Genomic DNA, 17,402 nt, shown 5'->3' with positions numbered 1-17,402 from the left:
AGGCACCCGCCCCCCGAAGCGGAGCGCTCACGCCGGAGCCATGAGAAGCGGCCGAGCCCGCTCCCGCAACTCCACAACCCGCGGCTCGTCCCCATACGGCTCAAGCCGATGAAGAAGATCCTTCACGTACTCGGTAGTGCGCGCAGAAGATATCCGCCCCGCGACCTCCACCGCCCGCACGCCCTGCTCGCACGCCGCATCGAGATTGCCCGACTCGAGCTCGGCGACCGCCGAAACGACGAGCCGCAGCCCGTGCGACCGTACGAACTCCTCCGTCGGCTTCGACAGCGCCTGCTCCGTGAACCGCCGCACCTGCCGTGGAGCCTTCAGGTCCCGATAGCACTCGGCGGCGTCCGCGGCGAACCTGTCGTAGGAGTAGAACCCGAGCCAAGACGGATCGTTGTCACCCTCCCGGGACCGTTCGAGCCAGCCCTCCGCCGCCTTCAGCGCGGCTCCCGCCGCCTGCGCGTCACCCGCGCGTGCGTGCGCGCGTGCCTCGACGAGCCGGAAGAAGCTCATGGTGCGGGCCGTGGCGAGGCCACGGTTGCGTTCGAGGGCGGCCTGCGCGAGGTCGACGCCCTCGTCGCCGAAGCCCCGGTAGGTCGCCTGGAGCGACATCGACGCCAGGACGTACCCACCGAGGGGTACGTCGGCCGCCGCGCGCGCGAGCCGCAGCGCCTGGATGTAGTACCGCTGGGCGGCCTCCTGCTGACCGGTGTCGAAGGCCATCCACCCGGCGAGCCGCGTGAGTTCGGCACTCGCCCCGAACAGGGCACGGCCCACCTCGTCGGAGTACGAGCCCAGCAGCAGCGGTGCCGCCTCCACCCGTAAGCACTCGGGCACCATGGACGAACGCCAGTCGCCGCCTCCGTACTTGGAGTCCCAGCGCCTGGCGTCCTCGGCGGCCTCCCGCAGCTTCTGCACATCGCTGTGGCCGACTTTGAGCGGTGCGCCGGAGCCCTCGGAGGTGCTCGCCTCGCGCGCCACCGAACTGTCGGCCGGGGTTATCAGCCACCGTGAGGCAGGCGTTGCGTATGCGCTTACTGCGAACGAACCGGCCAGCGACTGCCATATGCCGCCGGAGCCGGCGCGGCGCCCGGCGAGGTCGAGACGGTAGAGCTCCGTCGCCGACTTCACCGCCTGTCCGACGTCCCGGGGGAAGGCGAGGCCCACTTCGGGTGCGGGGTCCGCGTCCGCCAGGCCGATCTCGTGGAGCGGCACCGGGCGGCCGAGCTTCTGGCCGATGGCGGCGGCGATGAGGTGCGGCGCGGCGCCCTGCGGCACCATGCCTTTCGACACCCAGCGCGCCACCGACGTCTTGTCGTAGCGAAGAGTCAGTCCCCGCTGAGCGCCAAGGTCGTTGACGCGTCGTGCGAGTCCTGCGTTGCTGATTCCCGCGAGGGCGAGAACGGCGCCGAGTTTTTCGTTCGGCCCGCGTTGCTCCCTGGACATGCGCCACCCCTCGACACAGACGGCTGCCGCGCTGGCATAACCACGCGGCATTCGTAAACCCAGCGTAGTTCGCCGCATCCCAAGCGTTAAGGGGCATTGTTCCGGATGGCGGGATTGTGGTTCGTACTGAAGTGCGGCCTCTGTACGGACAGTTGTGGCGTGCTCCCGTTGTGTGGCTGTGCGCCCGTCCGTGCGCTCTTCTCCAGCCATCGGGGGAGCGGTTCCATGACTCGTGCGTGGGTCGGCCCGCTGTACTGGATCCAGTGGGCTGGGGGATTCCGCCGCCTCCATCCCCGCGGGCGGCGGAACGGTCCGGGGGGCGCACTCCGTTCCCCGGACTGCGCGCGCGGCGAGCACGGCGAGTAGTCCGCAGGGCTTGTACGGAGCGTGCGTGAGCCTGTCCCTGCGGCGCCGATTTGGCCGAAAATCGACCCCGCCTCTCGTGCGGGATTACCGCTCCCACCACGGAACTTGAGGGCGCGAAGGGCGTTTTTGGGGAGCGTATCGGGGGCGCATTCGCGTCGCAGACCTCCTGGTCTCCGCTCGCCCCGCGCGCGTGGATCTCCTTGCCCCGTCCGGGTGTTCGGCCGGCGCCCGGCCCGGCACGGGGGCGCAGGCACGGGCGCATTCCCGGATCTCGAGCGGCTCCGCCGCCCCTCCGGCGCGCGTCCTTCATGGCAGCATGGTGAACCGGTTCGTACGGTGCACTGGTTGTCCACAGCCTGTGGAGGCGTCGATGCGGTGGTTGGTGGGATGGAGCAGCACCGCCGCGGTGGCCGCCGGGATCGGTTCCGCGGGGGCCACCGGAAGCGACGGTGAGACCGTGCACCCGGTGGGGTCCCAACTCCTGTGGGGTGACCCGGATCCGCTGTGGGCGGTCGGCGACTGGCGCCCGGACGAGGTGCGCGTGGTGAAGGCCGACGCCCAGACCCGGATCGCGGTGCTCGGCACATGCGGAGCGAGCGACGAGCAACTGCGGGTTGGTCTGTTCGCCGCGCGCGGAGGCGCACTTCGGCATCTGACGGCGTGGTCCGGCAGCTACACGGCCGTTGTCCAGGTCGGCCGCAGGATCACGGTGTGCGGCGATCTGGCGGGCGCGCGGCCCGTGTTCTACACCCCCTGGGCGGGCGGTACGGCCTATGCGACGGCCGCGCTCCCCCTCGCCGACCTCATCGAGGCCAACCTCGACTTCGGGCACCTCGCCGCGCTGCTCGCGGCCCCGGACGTACCGGCGGCCCTGCACGACTCCACGCCGTACGACGGCGTACGCCGCATTCCGCCGGGGCATGCGCTGATCCTCCGCGCCGGAGCACGCGAGATCGCCGGGTACGAGCCGGTCGCCTCGCTGGCGGTGGCGGCACCCACCGCGGACCCGGACAGCGCGGTGGACGCCGTACGCGATGCCCTGGTGGAGGCGGTACGCGCGCGTCTGTCGGCACCGCGCCACGTCCCCGGCGCCGACATAGACCCAGGCCCCGTCCCCGGCATGGGCCCCGCCGAACGACGTGCCGCGCGCGGGATGCCGGTACCGGGCATAGGGGCCGACCTGTCCGGAGGGCCGGCTTCAGGCACCCTGGCGCTGCTGGCCGCCGGCCTGCCGGGAATGCCGGGCACAGTGCTGGGCCACGGCACGGGCGCGGGGGAGCGGCTGCTTGCCGTGACCTTCAACGACCTGGCGGTCGGCGGCCGTGAGGCCGAACTGGAACGAGCGGGCACCCTGGCGGCCAACCCCCGCCTGCACCACGTGGTGGTCACCGGCGGCGAGGAGACACTGCCGTACGCCGACCTGGACGGCCCGCTGACGGACGAGCCGGGCCCGAGCCTGGTCACGGCGGCCAGGCACCGCGCGCGCCTGGCGTCGGGCAGCGCGGACCACTTCACTGGCTACGGCGCCCGCCAGGTCCTCGACGCCCACCCGGCCCGCCTGGCGGACCTCCTGATGGACCGCAAACGCCGCCACCTGGTCCGCCCGGTCGCGGCCCTGGCGAAGGCGGACGGCTCGGTGCTGGTCCCCGCGCGCGTGTACGGCGCGGCACGGAAGCTGGCCCGCACCCCCTACCGCACCGGCCTGGAATCCCTGGCGGACCGCCTCCTCCACCGCCGCTTCGACGAGCCCGGAGGTGCCGTGGGGGCGTCGCTCGCCGCGCTCACCTGGGCCAGACCGGGCCCGGCGGCACGCTGGCTGACCGGCGAGGCGCTCGCTGAAGTATCGGTTCGCCTGCAGGCGGCGACGAGCCGCAACGGCGTCGGCCCAGGCCAGCGTCCCGGCGACTATCGCGCGCGTGCTGCACTGGCCCGTCACGCATCGGACATCCGCGTTCTGGAACAGGCCGCCGAGATCCGCTCCCAACGCCTGCACACCCCGTTCCTCGACAACCAGGTCGTCCGCGCCTGCCGCGCCCTCCCCGAGGCCCTGCGCGTCCAACCGGGCGCCCGCGCGGCCATCCTCCGAACGGTCCTGGAGGGCGCCGGGGTCGCCGACCTCCCACCCGGCTGGGGCGCCCCTTCCCACGCATCGGCAGCAGTGGCCGCGCGAACGGGCCTGAGGGTGGCAGCCGACTCCCTCATGGCCCTGTTCGGCACCCCCCTCCTCGCCCAGGCGGGCCTGGTGGAAGCCCGAGTGGTCCGCAAGGCCCTCCGCGCAGCAGCCGAGGGCGAGCCCCTTCCTCTGGACGGCCTGGCAGACCTGGTCTCCCTGGAACTCTGGCTACACCGCCTCCTGGCCCGCCGCGGCACCTGCTGGACAGGAACCCCCGCCCGCCAACGAGCGGTACCGGCAGGGATCAGGCCGCAACGGGGGGCACTGGGGGCGGGGGCGGCGGCACGGCGGGTGTAGGAGCGAACCACCACCTTTCGCCGCCGACCCAGCTACCTCGAGCCGGCCCGGCGCTTGAGGACTTCCGCTCCTGGACGCCGGCCCGCGTCATCCAGCCCGTCCGGCGTTTGAGGACAAGGCCCTTTAAGGGCCGGCGGGGGTCCAGGGGGCTCCGCCCCCTGGCGGGGTCGAAGGGGCGGAGCCCCTTCAGGATGGGACGGGTAGGGGCGGCGGGGGCGAGAACCCTCCCGGCCCGCACCCGCCCGACCACCGCACCCCGACGAAACCTGTGCCCCGACGAAACCCGTGCCCCCCCAAAGCCACCCCCGCGACAATGACCAAGTGCGGTACAGAATCCTGGGCGTCACCCAGGCGGAAGACGACCACGGCACCGTCATACCCGTCGGCGGCCCCCGCCTCCGCGCCCTGCTCACGGCGCTCGCCCTACGCCCCGGCCACCCCACCACCCCCGACACCCTGATCGACGAGGTCTGGCCCGACGCCCCACCCCAGGACGCCCCGGCCGCCCTACAGGCCCTGATCGGCCGCCTACGCCGCACACTCGGCAAGTCCGCCGTCACCTCAGCCCCCGGCGGCTACCGACTCACGGCGACCAAGGACGACGTAGACCTCTTCGTCTTCGAACGCCTCGTACGCCAGGCCACCTCCGCCCTCGACCACGGCGACCCCGCCACCGCCGCCCACGACCTCACCACCGCCCTCGCCCTGTGGCGCGGCCCCGCCCTGGCCGACCTCCCCGACCGCACCGCCGCCGCGACCCGCCCGGAGGCCCTGCGCCTGGAGGCCACCCGAGCCCGCGCCGAGGCGGACCTGCGACTCGGCCGCGCCCAACACGCCGTACCCGAGCTGAAGGAACTGACCGCGGCGCACCCGTACGACGAACCGCTGCACGCCCTCCTGATCCGCGCCCTGCGCGACACGGGCCGCGCCGCCGACGCACTCGCCGCGTACGAAACCGCCCGCCAGGCCCTCGCCGACGGCCTCGGCACCGACCCCGGCCCCGAACTCCGCGCCCTGCACACCGAGCTACTGAACCCAGCCGCCCCCGAGACACTGCCCGAGACGGCTCGCCGGTCAGTCCGCGAGCCGGCCCCCGTGACCCCTCGTGACACGTCCCCCCAGCTCCAGCTTCACGCCCACCCCACCCCGCCCTCCACTCACCACCCCGAACGCCTCGGCAACCTCCGTCCACGCCTTACCTCTTTCGTGGGCCGGGAACTCGAACTCGCCGCCATCCGTTCCGAATTGCACAGGGCCCGACTGGTCACGCTCACCGGACCGGGCGGCTCTGGCAAGACCCGTCTCGCCGAGGAAGCCGCCGCCGGCCTCCCGCAGGCATGGCTCGTCGAGCTCGCCCCGCTCGACCGGCCGGAGGCGGTACCAGGCGCGGTGGTCAACGCGCTCGGTCTGCGCGAGACCGTGCTCATGACCAACGAGCTGACGGCCCCGCAGGACGACCCGCTCGCCCTGCTGATCGAGTACTGCGCCCCGCGCAGCCAACTCCTGATCCTTGACAACTGCGAACATGTCATCGGCGCAGCGGCCACCCTCGCCGAAACCCTGCTCACCCACTGCCCAGGGCTCACCGTCCTCGCCACCAGCCGCGAACCCCTGGGCGTCCCCGGCGAGTCGGTGCGCCCGGTCGAGCCCCTGCTCCCCGACCAGGCGCACCGCCTCTTCGCGGAGCGCGCGGCGGCCGTCCGCCCCGACGCCGCCGTGCTGCGTGACCCACGCGACCAGGAGGCCGTCGCGGAGATCTGCCGCCGCCTCGACGGACTGCCGCTCGCCATCGAGCTGGCGGCGGCCCGGCTACGGCTGCTCACACCCCGCCAGATCGCCGACCGCCTCGACGACCGCTTCCGCCTCCTCACCTCCGGAAGCCGCACGGTCCTGCCCCGCCAGCAGACCCTGCGCGCCGTCGTCGACTGGTCCTGGGAACTGCTCGACGAGCGGGAGCGGACGGTGCTGCGCGAGGTGTCCGTCTTCGCGGGCGGCTGGGACCTAGCGGCGGCGGAGGCCGTGTGCACCGGGCCGGTCGCGGACCTCCTCGGCGCGCTCGTCGACAAGTCCCTGATCGTGGCCGCCCCGTGCGAGCGGGACGGCTCCGACGGCATGCGGTACCGCATGCTGGAGACCATCCACGAATACGCCGTCGAGCGCGCCGCCGAGGTCCCCGAGCTGCGTCTGGCGGCCGAGCGCCGGCACCGCGCGTGGGTGCGCGCGCTCGTCGAGGAGGCCGAGCCGCTGCTGCGTTCGGCCGGTCAACTCCCCTGGATCTCCCGCCTGGAGACGGAGCTGGACAACATCCGCGCTGCCCTCGACCGCGCCCTCACGGCCGGCGACGAAGCGGATGCCGCGTCCATCGCGCTCGCCATGGGCTGGTTCTGGTGGCTGCGCAACTACCGCCACGAGGGCACCGCCTGGATCGACCGGATCCTGCGGCTGGGGGCGGCCTTGGACACCGGAGGTGTCGACTACCCGAAGGCCCCTCACAATTGCCTGAAAGCCGCCGCCGCTTCCCCGAACGCGCCCGACGATTCCCCGAAGGCCGCCGCCGATTCCCCCAAAGCCCCAGATGATCCCCTGACCGCCGCCCCCGACCCGATCGACGTCTTCCTCGCCGCCCAGGAAGAGCACTCCCGGCACTCCCCCCACCCACTGCACGTCCCGCGCATGGACCTCCGGCTGCTGCACCTCTTCCTCAAGTCCGAGACCGAGCCGATCGACACACTGCTGAACGAGCGGATGCGGCGCTACCTGATGCGGGTGCGGGCCTTCTACGAGCGCGGAGGCCCATCAGCGGCGCGGCTCCCGGGGCTGGTCTGGCCGCTGACCGCCTTCTACCTGACCAGTTCGCGGGACATGAAGGCCGACATGGACAGAGCCGTCGCCAACTGCCGTGTCCACGGCGGTGACTGGGAGATCGGCGTCCTGCTGATGTTCCGTACGCACCTGGTCGTCGACTCACACGGCGACATGGCGGGCATCGACGACGACCTCGCCGAGCTGAGGGTGCTCAGCCGCCGGGTCGGCGACCGCTGGATGCGGGCCCAGGTGTGCAGCGCGGCCGGCGAGACCGCCATGACACGCAGCCGCCTCGAGGAGGCCAAGGGCGAGTACGAGGAGGCGCTGCGCCTGGCCCAGGAGGTGGGCGCGTACGCCGAGACGCCGTTCCTCGTCGCGCGGCTCGCCGAGATCGCCTACCGCTCGGGCGACCGTACGGCCGCGCTGACCGCGCTGGACGAGGCGAGCGCCGCGGCGGACCGGTACGGCGTGGCGGACTCCCGGGCGTTCGTCCTGCTGATGCGGGCCCAGATCGCGCTGGACGACAAGGACACGGCATGCGCGCGTGAGATGTGCGAAGCGGCCCGCGCGGAGATCGCGCGCGGCACACCGCCGCCCCATTTCATGGTGATGCTGAACGCGATCGACGCCCTGGTAGTGACGGCCGAGTCGGGTCCGGAGCGAGGGCTGCCCCTCCTGGCCGACACGCTCCACCTGGCCGTGGAGAACCGGGTTGCCGACATGATCACGGCGGCTCTCGCGGAGGCCGCGGCCGATCTGCTGAGCCGTCTCGGCGACCATCCGCGGGCGGCCCGCCTGCTCGCCGCCTCGGAGCAGTGGCGCCGCGGCCATCCACGCCCGCAGCCGGAGCGGGCGAACGCCGAGCGGGCCGAGACCGCCGCCCGCACCGCACTGGGCGCCGACCGGTTCGCCGCCGAACACGCGCGGGGTGCCGCCCTCACCCGGGACGACGTCCTGCGCGACCTCGCCGAGGCCGTGCGCGCCCTTCACCACCCCGCCGAGCAGGCGCCGTAGGCCGCGGACCGGGCCGGCAGAACCGCCTTACACGCAGCGGAACTTGGACTCCGCCCAGTCGGCCAGCAGCACCGTGTCGAAGGTGCTGTGCGGTTCGACCACCAGCCGTACGGTCCGGCGCCCGGTGAGGTTCACATGGACGGGCACCGCAGGGTCCCCGCCCTTGAGCACTCCGGACCGCCACAGCCGGGCCCCGTCGCCGTAGACGGAGAAGGAGAACGCGCCGAGCCCCAGGGTCGTGTCGTCGACGCCGACCATCGCGTCGTATGCGGAGCACTCCCGGTTGAGGTCGATGGTGACGGAGGACCGGCCGTGCACGGTGACGCCGTGCGCATACCGCTGGTCGGCGATCGACACGCCGTACCGCTGCCAGACCCAGCTGCTCTCGCCGATCCGCATCTCGGGCTCGGTACCGTCGCCGGCGACGTCGTACGACAGCTCGCTCCACTGGTAGACGGCCGGTGTGGGCGGGGGCGTCGGAGTCGGGGTGGGCGTCGGGGTCGGGGGCGGAGTGGGGGCCGGGGTCGGGGGCGCCGTCGGGGAAGGCGTGGGCGTCGCACCGGACGTGCGGGTGGGTGACGGCTCAGGGGTTGGCGTCGGGGGCTGCTTCGGCTCCACGGCCGGGACGATCGCCGGAGGCCGCGGCGTGGGCTCCTCCTTCGGCGGCTGGGGCGTCGGTGTGTCCTCGACGATGGGGGAGGGGGCGGGGGGCTGCTTGGCGTCCTCCTTGTGGGCCGGACGGTCGTTGCCGGCCAGCGCGAGCACGAGCGCCGCCGCAGCGGCCACGGCGACGACACCGGCCGCGATACCGGCCTTCACCGGCGCGCCCAGCCCCTCGGAGGCCGCCGCACCGCCCCCGGAGCCCGCCCCGCCGGACGAACCGCCGCCCGCAGCGCCGGCCCCACCGGTGGCACCGCTCGACGAACCGCCGCCCGCCGCCGCGGCCGCCCCCGCGGCACCGGCCGCGCCAGCCCCGGCACCACCGGCGATGAGCCCGGCCGCCTTGGCGTACCCGGCCGCACCGAACCAGCCGATGACCGCGACCGGCACGACGGCGGGGATACCGCCGGCGACTTCCTTGATCTGGCCTGCGGCCAGCCGGCACTTGGCGCACTCCTCCAGGTGCTTGCGCAGACCTCGCTCGGCGCGGGTGCGCAGGCTGCCGCGGGCGTAGGCGCCGAGCCGGTCGGCGTAGCGGGCGCATGCCTCGTCGCCGGCGAGGCTGGCGCTGACATGGGCCTGGAGGTAGGCCTGCTTGAGGCCCTCCCGGGCGCGGCTGGCGAGCACGCGCGTGCCGTTGGCGTCGAGCCCGAAAAGCGTGGCCACCTCGCTGGGCGACTCGTCCTCGACCTCGGTGTGCCACAGCACCGCCTGCCAGCGCTCCGGCAGCGACCGGAAGGCCTGCATGGCCATGGACTGCTCGGCCTCGTGCATCGCCCGCACATCGGCGCCCAGGTCCACAGTGTCGTCGTCCGAGACGTCGGAGACACGCGCGGTCTGCGCGGCGAACACCGCGAAGTCGTCGACCAGCTGCTCGCGCCGCGCCGACTTCGTCCAGTCCGCGGCGGCCCGCCGGATCGAGGTGAGCAGATACGCGCGTACGGCGTGCTCGGGCCCGGATCCGCCGCGTACCGCCTGGAGCATGCGGGCGAAGACCTCGGCCGTGAGGTCGTCCGCGGTATGGGCGTCACGGCAGCAGGTGCGCGCGTACCGGCGCACGGCTTCCGCGTGGCGCCGGTACAGCTCCTCGTAGGCCGTGTCGTCGCCGGAGCGCATCCGGCCGATCAGGTCGGCGTCCGACGGCGGCAGTTCGCGCGGCGCGGGCAACGTGCTGTCCTCGCGCCGGTCGCGCTGCGCCGGGACGCTGCCCTCGGCGCGCCCCTGCATGCGGCCCTCCGTGGGCCCGCTCGGCGGCAGGTCCGCCCGTCCGCCCTGACTCGGCACCTGCGGAGTCGCCGAGTCACCGTCACCGCGTGACTCGTCCCACCCGTCAACGCTCATCGCGGAAAGCCCCCGCTGCCGGCTCCACAAGTCCTGGACACCGGGTCAGGGTGCCACATCGGGTTTTGGTCAGGACCCACCCGTACGGACATCCACTCGTCCGTGGGGACTTGCGGCACCGCGATACTTGCCCTCGCCCGTACGGGGAAGACTCAAAGGGCCCTCGACGGACGCGAGTTGAGTGCCGCGCTCGAAATGCCCCAGATGTACACGATGGTGTTCGAGGCGAGGGCGGCGCAGCACCCCGCCTCTTGACCCCCGTTCCGAGCAGCGGTCGCGTCGGCGGCCTCGTTCCGGGCCACCCTCTTCACGGCCACCGCCGTCACATCGGCCGGATCACGCCTGAGGCCGCGACCGCAACCCCTCCAGCAGGATGTCCAGCAGTCGCGCCGAGGCCGCCGCCTGCTGCGCCGCATCCGGCAGCGAGGGCGCCGCCGTCGCGATCACCAGCAGGACGTCCGACACCGACACGTCGGCCCGCAGCTCACCCGCCGCGCGCGCCCGCTCCACGAGCTGGCCCACCACGTCGAGCAGCGCCGCGGCCCCGGCGTCGTCCACCGGGTCGGCCGGCACCGCCGGAGCCTGATCGGACACCAACCGCAGCTCACCGGCGCCCGGCTGCGTCCGCTGCTGCGGCACCCGGGCCTCGTCGAGCACGGCGCCGTCCTCGGCGACCCCGACCCGCAGCACCTGCGGCGGCAGCAGCCGACCCGCACCCGACGCCACCGACGTGCGCAGGAAGCGTGAGAGCGCCGACCACGGCTCGTCCTCCTGGCCGAGCGCCGCACGCGCCTGGTCGGTCAGCCGGGCGGTCTCCTCCTCGGCTATCCGCCGCACCAGGACGTCCTTGCTCGGGAAGCGCCGGTACACCGTGCCGACACCGACCCTCGCGCGCCGCGCAACGTCCTCCATCGGCGCGCCGTACCCCAGCTCGCCGAAGACCTCGCGCGCCGCACGCAGCACGTGCTCCAGATTGCGCTGTGCGTCCACGCGCAGCGGCGTCGTACGCGAGCTGTCCCCGCGCCCGTTGCCCGCAGCCGCGCTCATCGTGCCGCCCACCGCCCCGCCACCCGCTGTGATGGCGGACGCGGAAGACCAACGAGAATCCTGAACATGCATAAGCGATCCCCCGGTAATGACGTCTCCCCCCGGAGACTCTCCCCGTCATTGCAAAGCCGGAGCGTCGCGGAACAAGCCCGGACAACGAGCCCGCCGTGTGTGACTCACGGACCCGAAGAGCGCATCCCCCTACACCCCGTCGACACACGAACATAGTTGAGCGGGGGTCAATTCAGAAGGGGCACGTTCCGCACGGAGCGCCCCTCGATCGGAGTACGAGTCGTTTACGTCCCGATTGAGCCACCTGCGACCCCCCCGGCGCACGCCCCTTGACCTGCGGATTTTCCTCACACTCCGGCAATTCGGCCAAACCGTGGCGGCGACGGGCTCCGGTCACACAAATTGTCGAGGCTGTGGACAAACGCAAGCGTCGGGTGCGTCATGGGATGGTGAAGGAACGTGCGCGCATTCTCGTTGTCGGCGGTGGCTACGTCGGGATGTACACGGCCCTGCGCCTGCAGCGGAGGCTGAAACAGGAACTGGCGCGGGGCGAGGCCGAGATCACGGTCGTCACCCCCGACCCGTACATGACGTACCAGCCGTTCCTCCCCGAGGCGGCCGCCGGCTCCATCTCCCCGCGCCATGTGGTCGTACCGCTGCGCCGCGTCCTGCCCCGGTGCCGGGTCATCATCGGCGAGGCCACGGCCATCGACCACGCCAAGCGCACCGCGACCCTCACCACCCTCGCGACCGAGGAAGAGGGCACAGGCACCGAACAGCTGTCGTACGACGAACTCGTCCTCGCCCCCGGCTCGATCTCGCGCACCCTGCCCATCCCCGGCCTCGCCGAGCACGGCATCGGCTTCAAGACCGTCGAAGAGGCCATCGGCCTGCGCAACCACGTCATCGAGCAGATGGACATCGCCTCCTCCACCCGCGACCCCGCGATCCGTGACGCGGCCCTCACCTTCGTCTTCGTCGGCGGCGGCTACGCGGGCGTGGAGGCGCTCGGCGAACTCGAGGACATGGCCCGCTACGCCGCGCGCTACTACCACAACGTCCGGCCCGAGGACATGAAGTGGATCCTGGTCGAGGCCTCGGACCGCATCCTGCCCGAGGTCGGCGAGGACATGGGCCGCTACACCGTCACCGAACTGCGCCGCCGCAACATCGACGTACGCCTGCACACCCGCCTGGAGTCCTGCACGGACCGCGTCGCCGTCCTCAGCGACGGCGCCCGCTTCCCCACCCGTACGGTCGTCTGGACGGCCGGCGTCAAACCCCACCCCGTACTCGCCGCGACCGACCTGCCGCTCAATGGCCGCGGTCGGCTGAAGTGCACCCCGGAGCTGACCATCGAGGGCACCACGCACGCGTGGGCCGCGGGAGACGCCGCAGCCGTTCCCGACGTCACCGCCGGCGAAGGCAAGGAGTGCGCCCCCAACGCCCAGCACGCCCTGCGCCAGGCGAAGGTACTGGGGGACAACATCGCGCACACCCTGCGCGGCGAACCCCTGGAGACGTACGCCCACAAGTACGCGGGCTCGGTAGCCTCCCTCGGCTTCCACGAAGGGGTCGCACACGTCTACGGACGCAAGCTGAAGGGCTACCCTGCCTGGTTCATGCACCGCGTCTACCACCTCAGCAGGGTGCCGACCTTCAACCGCAAGGCCCGTGTCCTGGCCGAATGGATCCTGTCGGGGCTCTTCAAGAGGGAGATCGTGTCCCTGGGTTCGCTCGAACATCCCCGAGCGGAGTTCGAACTCGCGGCCGGTGGAAAGCATCCCCTCAGGCCGGAAGACGACCCGAAGGGGTCGTCCTGACCGGACCCAGGAACTCCACCGACGAGGCAGGCGTCTGACGGGTGTCGGCCAGGTCGGCCGCACTGCCAGACTGATCCCCGAACCGATCCCGACACGAGGCTCTCCCCACAGTGCTGCGACTCAGGGGTGCCACCCCGCAGACCCCCGCCCTGGTCCGGAGCCGGCAGAAGACGACGACACGAGGCAAGGATTCGTGAACTTCACGCGCTGGAGCGCCCGGCTCCCCGGAACGCAGCGCCGCGCCGCAGCGCGGACCGAAACCGCGGCGGCGGTCACCCAGGACCGCCGGGGAGAGAGCCCGGGCGCCGTCCCCGCGGCCCGCGCCGAACAACTGACCGACGAGGCCAAGCCGATCCCCGCCCTGGACGAACTGCCGGTCCGCGAGGTCCTGGACCGCGTCCCGTCCCTGGTCGCCCTCGTCCACGGCCACGACCACCGCCTCGCGTACGTCAACGACGCCTACGTCACGGCCTTCGGCGTACGCCCTCCGGGCGAACCGGCCCGCGAGGCCCTCCCCGAACTCGCCGAACTGGGCCTGCTCCCCCTCCTCGACCAGGTCCTGCGCAGCGGCAAGCCCCGCACCCTCAAGTCCCGCAAGGCCCCCGACGGCCGCTCCTACACCTTCACCTGCACCCCCGTGACCGAGGGCGACGGCGGCGTCCTCATCTTCGCCACGGACGTCACCGACCACGCGGAAGCCGCCGAACGCCTCCGCGCCAGCGAACGCCGCCAGCGCGAAACAGCCGTCACCCTCCAACGCTCCCTCCTCCCCCAGGAGCTCGAACAACCGGACGACCTTCGCATCGCCGCCACCTACCATCCCGGCGGCACGGAGGCCGCGGTGGGCGGCGACTGGTACGACGTGATCACCCTGGGCGGCGGCCGCACGGCCCTGGTCATCGGCGACGTCATGGGCAGAGGCGTCCGAGCAGCAGCCGTCATGGGCCAACTCCGTACGGCGGTGAGGGCCTACGCCCGCCTGGACCTCCCCCCGCACGAGGTCCTCCAACTGCTCGACGGTCTCGCGACGGAAATCGACGCCAACCAGATCGCCACCTGCGTCTACGCCATCCACGACCCGAACGAGGGACGCCTGGTGTACGCCTCCGCCGGCCACCTCCCGATCCTGGTCCGCGACGAGAACGGCGACGTCCAGCGCGCCGACGAGCCGACCGGGCCGCCCCTGGGCACAGGCGGCTGGATGCACGCGTCGGGTTCGATCGCCCTGAGCCCCGGCTCCACCGCCGTCCTCTACACGGACGGCCTGGTGGAACGCCGGGACGAGGACCTGGACGAGGGAATCGCCTCCCTCGAACGCGCCCTGGCCGGTGCGACCGGCACCCCGCAGGTCGTCTGCGACCGCCTGGTCCGAAGCTCGGGCGTGACCGCGGACCACGACGACGACGTGGCGGTCCTCGTCCTCCAGCACCCGTCCCGCACAGGCCCCGACGGCGACCTCTTCCGCAACGCCGCCCTGGAACTCCTGGGCGGCGTGGAGGCGGCCCCCCGAGCACGCGCCTTCGCCTCCGGAGTCCTCACCAGCTGGCGCTTCCCGACAGACCTCCACGACCTGGGCGTCCTGGCCACCAGCGAGCTGGTGGCGAACTCCCTCCAACACGGCACCCCACCCATGCGCCTGCGCCTCCGCCGCACAGACCGCCGCCTGATCATCGAGGTCACCGACGGCGACGACCACCTCCCACGCCGCCGCCGCGCCGAACCGGCCGACGAGTCCGGCCGAGGCATCGCCATCGTCGCCACCATCGCCTCCGCGTGGGGCTCCCGCCGAACGCCGGGCGGCGGAAAGGCGGTCTGGTGCGAGTTCGCCCTACCGAAGTCGGCGATCGACGCGTCGAGGCCGTGAACGGGAGGCGCGCCTGAGGGCGCATGCCCCTGTGGCCCGTCCTCAGACTGGTCGAGCAGTTCCCCGCGTCCCTTGGGGCGTTGCCGGACTCCACTTTTCAGTGCCGGTCGGCATCTGTCAGCCCGTCCGGCGTTTGAGGACCAGGCCCTTTCGGGGCCGGCGGGGGTCCAGGGGGCGGAGCCCCCTGGCGGGGTGGAAGGGGCGGAGCCCCTTCAAGGATGGGACGGGTAGGGGCGGCGGGGGCGAGAAAACTCAGGCGTGCGCCCGAGCCTGCCCAGACCCCGCCGCAGCCCCCTGCGCCACCACCCGACTCTTCGCAAGCCACGGCTGATCCTGCACGGCACTGAGCTGACGCCCCAACCGCACCGCCAGCCAACTGATCCCCAGCGAGAACCCCAGGAACGTCACGACATACGGCCCATGCAGCGACGCCCCCATAGGCCCACCCACCGCCGGCCCCACAGCCAACGCAAGCTGCTTCACCAGGGCAAACGCAGAGTTGTACTGCCCAGCCATCCCCTCCGGAGCCAAGTCAGCCACCAGCGGAGCAACAGTCGGCGACAACATCGCCTCCCCCAGCCCGAACAGCGCATACGTCGAAACGAAGGCAGCCGTAGCCATCTCCTGGCTCCCGTGCCCAAGCCCCGCATACCCCGCCGCAACCCACGCCACGGCCCAGATCAACCCCACAGCCGCGATCACCCGCGACCGCCTCCGCCGCTCGACGAACCTCAGCACGGCGAACTGCGCCACCACGATCATCGCGGTGTTGGCAGCCAACGCGGTCCCGAGCGCGGAAGTCGACACCCCGGCAGCCTCGACCCCATACGCACTCAGCCCCGACTCGAACTGCCCGTAGCAAGCGAAGAACAGCACGAAGCCCAGCACACACAACTGCACCATCGCCCGGTTCCCGAGCAACTGCTTCCAGCTCCCCTTCGCCGCCCCGGCCCCCGGCGCCCCCTCCATCCGCGGCGCACGCGGCATCCGCACCGTCGACATCACCACGACGAGCAGCAAAAACACCGCCGCCTCGATCGCGAACAGCAGAGTGAAGGACGAGACACTCGTCGTGTCGACGAGATGCCCACCGATCAGCCCGCCGACCCCCAGCCCCAGGTTCTGCAGGAAGAACTGCATCGCGAACGCCCGCGACCGAGTCTCCGCGCCGGAGCAGTCCACGATCATCGTCGCGAGCGCCGGCTGCATCACGGCCTGCCCTGCCCCGAGCGCAGCCGCCGACAGCAGTACGGTCGCCGCACTCCCCGCGAGCCCCAGGCTCAGCGCCCCGAGCGCGGCGATGACCAGGGCGGCGAGCAACACCGGCAGCGGGCCCCGCCGGACGATGGCCCGCCCGGCGAACGGCAGCACGATCAGCGCGGCCACGGCGAAGACGGCGAGGACGAGCCCCGCCGTCAGAGACCCGAGCCCTCGCACCTGCGCCACATAGACGTACAGGTAGGGGACGGTGAAACCGAGCCCGAACGCGCTGAGTGCGTTGCCCACGTGGATCCGGCGCATCGCTGCGCCCATCGCCCTGGTCACGTTCACCTCTCTCGATGTAGATCTGAAGACTTCAAAGCTAAAGTTCGAAGCTAAAGAGTACACATCGAAGGACTTCAACGCCAAGCAAGCCCGTGCGATACTCGGCCCATGGGCGACACCACCGGCATCAGCGAGCCGACACTCGAAGAGCAGATCGCCGCCTACCAGCGCGAGTTCCAGGACCTCGACCCCCAGGTCGAGAAGATCGTCTCGGCACTCTCCCGCCTCAACCGCCGTATGAACGTCGCCTACGGCCGCCAGACCGCCGCCCTCGGCATCAGCAACGCCGAGTGGGAGGTCCTCAAGGCCCTGGTCCTCTCCGGCGCCCCCTATCGCATGGGCCCGAGCGACCTCGCCAAGCGCCTCGGTCTCACGCCGGCCGCCATGACGCACCGGATCGACCGCATGGTCTCGGAGGGTCTGGTCACCCGTGAGCGCGACGAGTCCAATCGTGTCCGCGTCATCGTCGAGCTGACCGTGGAGGGCCGCGAGAAGTGGCTGGAGGCGATGCGGCTGGCGTCGGTCTTCGAGGAGGACCTGCTCCAGGACCTCTCCGCGGAGGAACGCACCGCCCTCGGCGAGGTCCTCACCCGCCTGCTCCGCAGGGTGGAACACGCCCAGCCGGACGCCGGCGGGCGCCTCACTGACCTGGACTGATGGGCGCCCCGACGCCGACACAAAAGATCTTGACAGGGACTGCTTGACAGCCCCCTCCCCGATCCGTAAAGTTCTTCGGGTTGCCGCGGAGCCGTAACGGTTCTGCGACAGCACCTCCCGCCGCGAAAGCGGCAACCCAAACCACAGCACGATCTCCCGACGGGGTTGATTTCGGCATGCCCGAATTCAATTCGAATTGGGGCTCGGCGGCCCGATTGGGAATCGCCGAGAGAATCCGCTAAGGTTTGAGACGTCGGAACGGCCCAACAGCCGCGAAGACAGACCCGACTGACCGGGAATCAGCTCCGAAAGGATCTGATAGAGTCAGAACCGCCGGAAAGGGAAA

9 protein-coding genes are annotated in these 17,402 nt (G+C 72.1%); 5 read left to right on the top strand and 4 right to left on the bottom strand.

The genetic code is table 11. The annotated features are described in order from the left end of the window. Nucleotides 1–27: 27 nt before the first annotated feature. The gene (locus ACZ7L6_RS29535) at nt 28–1,452 is read right to left on the bottom strand and encodes an MFS transporter (protein WP_471929096.1); all 1,425 of its coding nucleotides are present in this window, start codon (nt 1,450–1,452) and stop codon (nt 28–30) included. A 736-nt stretch (nt 1,453–2,188) separates the two neighbouring features. Here ACZ7L6_RS29535 and ACZ7L6_RS29530 point away from each other — a divergent pair. Both ACZ7L6_RS29530 and ACZ7L6_RS29525 read left to right on the top strand, forming a co-directional pair. Beyond that, on the top strand, nt 2,189–4,288 hold the full coding sequence (locus ACZ7L6_RS29530; RefSeq protein ID WP_471929094.1) for an asparagine synthase-related protein: 2,100 nt from the start codon (nt 2,189–2,191) through the stop codon (nt 4,286–4,288). A 321-nt stretch (nt 4,289–4,609) separates the two neighbouring features. Further along, on the top strand, nt 4,610–8,107 hold the full coding sequence (locus tag ACZ7L6_RS29525; protein ID WP_471929092.1) for an AfsR/SARP family transcriptional regulator: 3,498 nt from the start codon (nt 4,610–4,612) through the stop codon (nt 8,105–8,107). Between the two features lie 27 nt (nt 8,108–8,134). On the opposite strand, the gene ACZ7L6_RS29520 is transcribed toward ACZ7L6_RS29525, so the two are convergent. Then, the gene (locus ACZ7L6_RS29520; RefSeq protein ID WP_471929090.1) at nt 8,135–10,108 is read right to left on the bottom strand and encodes a sigma-70 family RNA polymerase sigma factor; all 1,974 of its coding nucleotides are present in this window, start codon (nt 10,106–10,108) and stop codon (nt 8,135–8,137) included. A gap of 336 nt (nt 10,109–10,444) precedes the next feature. Continuing rightward, complete coding sequence (locus ACZ7L6_RS29515; RefSeq protein ID WP_471929088.1) at nt 10,445–11,227, bottom strand: TetR/AcrR family transcriptional regulator; 783 nt, start codon at nt 11,225–11,227, stop codon at nt 10,445–10,447. Nucleotides 11,228–11,613: 386 nt separating this feature from the next. Between ACZ7L6_RS29515 and ACZ7L6_RS29510 the strand changes: the two genes are divergently transcribed. Both ACZ7L6_RS29510 and ACZ7L6_RS29505 read left to right on the top strand, forming a co-directional pair. Further along, on the top strand, nt 11,614–12,990 hold the full coding sequence (locus ACZ7L6_RS29510) for an NAD(P)/FAD-dependent oxidoreductase (protein ID WP_471929086.1): 1,377 nt from the start codon (nt 11,614–11,616) through the stop codon (nt 12,988–12,990). 193 nt (nt 12,991–13,183) lie between these two features. Next, nucleotides 13,184–14,854, top strand: a complete 1,671-nt coding sequence (locus ACZ7L6_RS29505; RefSeq protein WP_471929084.1) for an ATP-binding SpoIIE family protein phosphatase — start codon at nt 13,184–13,186, stop codon at nt 14,852–14,854. Between the two features lie 252 nt (nt 14,855–15,106). Here the strand turns inward: ACZ7L6_RS29505 and ACZ7L6_RS29500 are convergent, their stop codons facing one another. Further along, nucleotides 15,107–16,375, bottom strand: coding sequence for an MFS transporter (locus tag ACZ7L6_RS29500; protein WP_471929419.1), 1,269 nt, complete (start codon nt 16,373–16,375; stop codon nt 15,107–15,109). A gap of 132 nt (nt 16,376–16,507) precedes the next feature. Between ACZ7L6_RS29500 and ACZ7L6_RS29495 the strand changes: the two genes are divergently transcribed. Further along, nucleotides 16,508–17,056: a MarR family winged helix-turn-helix transcriptional regulator gene (locus tag ACZ7L6_RS29495; RefSeq protein ID WP_471929082.1), complete on the top strand. Its 549-nt coding sequence runs from the start codon at nt 16,508–16,510 to the stop codon at nt 17,054–17,056. Nucleotides 17,057–17,402 lie beyond the last annotated feature (346 nt).

Source organism: Streptomyces sp. NPDC107522, assembly GCF_055657525.1.
Note: the sequence above shows the minus strand (reverse complement) of the source record. Positions and strands in the feature narration are given on the sequence as shown.

Excerpts from the sequence above, each read along its gene's own strand:
- ACZ7L6_RS29530 (WP_471929094.1), top strand. The coding sequence starts at position 2,189 with ATGCGGTGGTTGGTGGGATGGAGCAGCACCGCCGCGGTGGCCGCCGGG.
- ACZ7L6_RS29495 (WP_471929082.1), top strand. The coding sequence starts at position 16,508 with ATGGGCGACACCACCGGCATCAGCGAGCCGACACTCGAAGAGCAGATC.
- ACZ7L6_RS29515 (WP_471929088.1), bottom strand. The coding sequence starts at position 11,227 with ATGCATGTTCAGGATTCTCGTTGGTCTTCCGCGTCCGCCATCACAGCG.
- ACZ7L6_RS29535 (WP_471929096.1), bottom strand. The coding sequence starts at position 1,452 with ATGTCCAGGGAGCAACGCGGGCCGAACGAAAAACTCGGCGCCGTTCTC.
- ACZ7L6_RS29520 (WP_471929090.1), bottom strand. The coding sequence starts at position 10,108 with ATGAGCGTTGACGGGTGGGACGAGTCACGCGGTGACGGTGACTCGGCG.
- ACZ7L6_RS29510 (WP_471929086.1), top strand. The coding sequence starts at position 11,614 with ATGGTGAAGGAACGTGCGCGCATTCTCGTTGTCGGCGGTGGCTACGTC.
- ACZ7L6_RS29500 (WP_471929419.1), bottom strand. The coding sequence starts at position 16,375 with ATGCGCCGGATCCACGTGGGCAACGCACTCAGCGCGTTCGGGCTCGGT.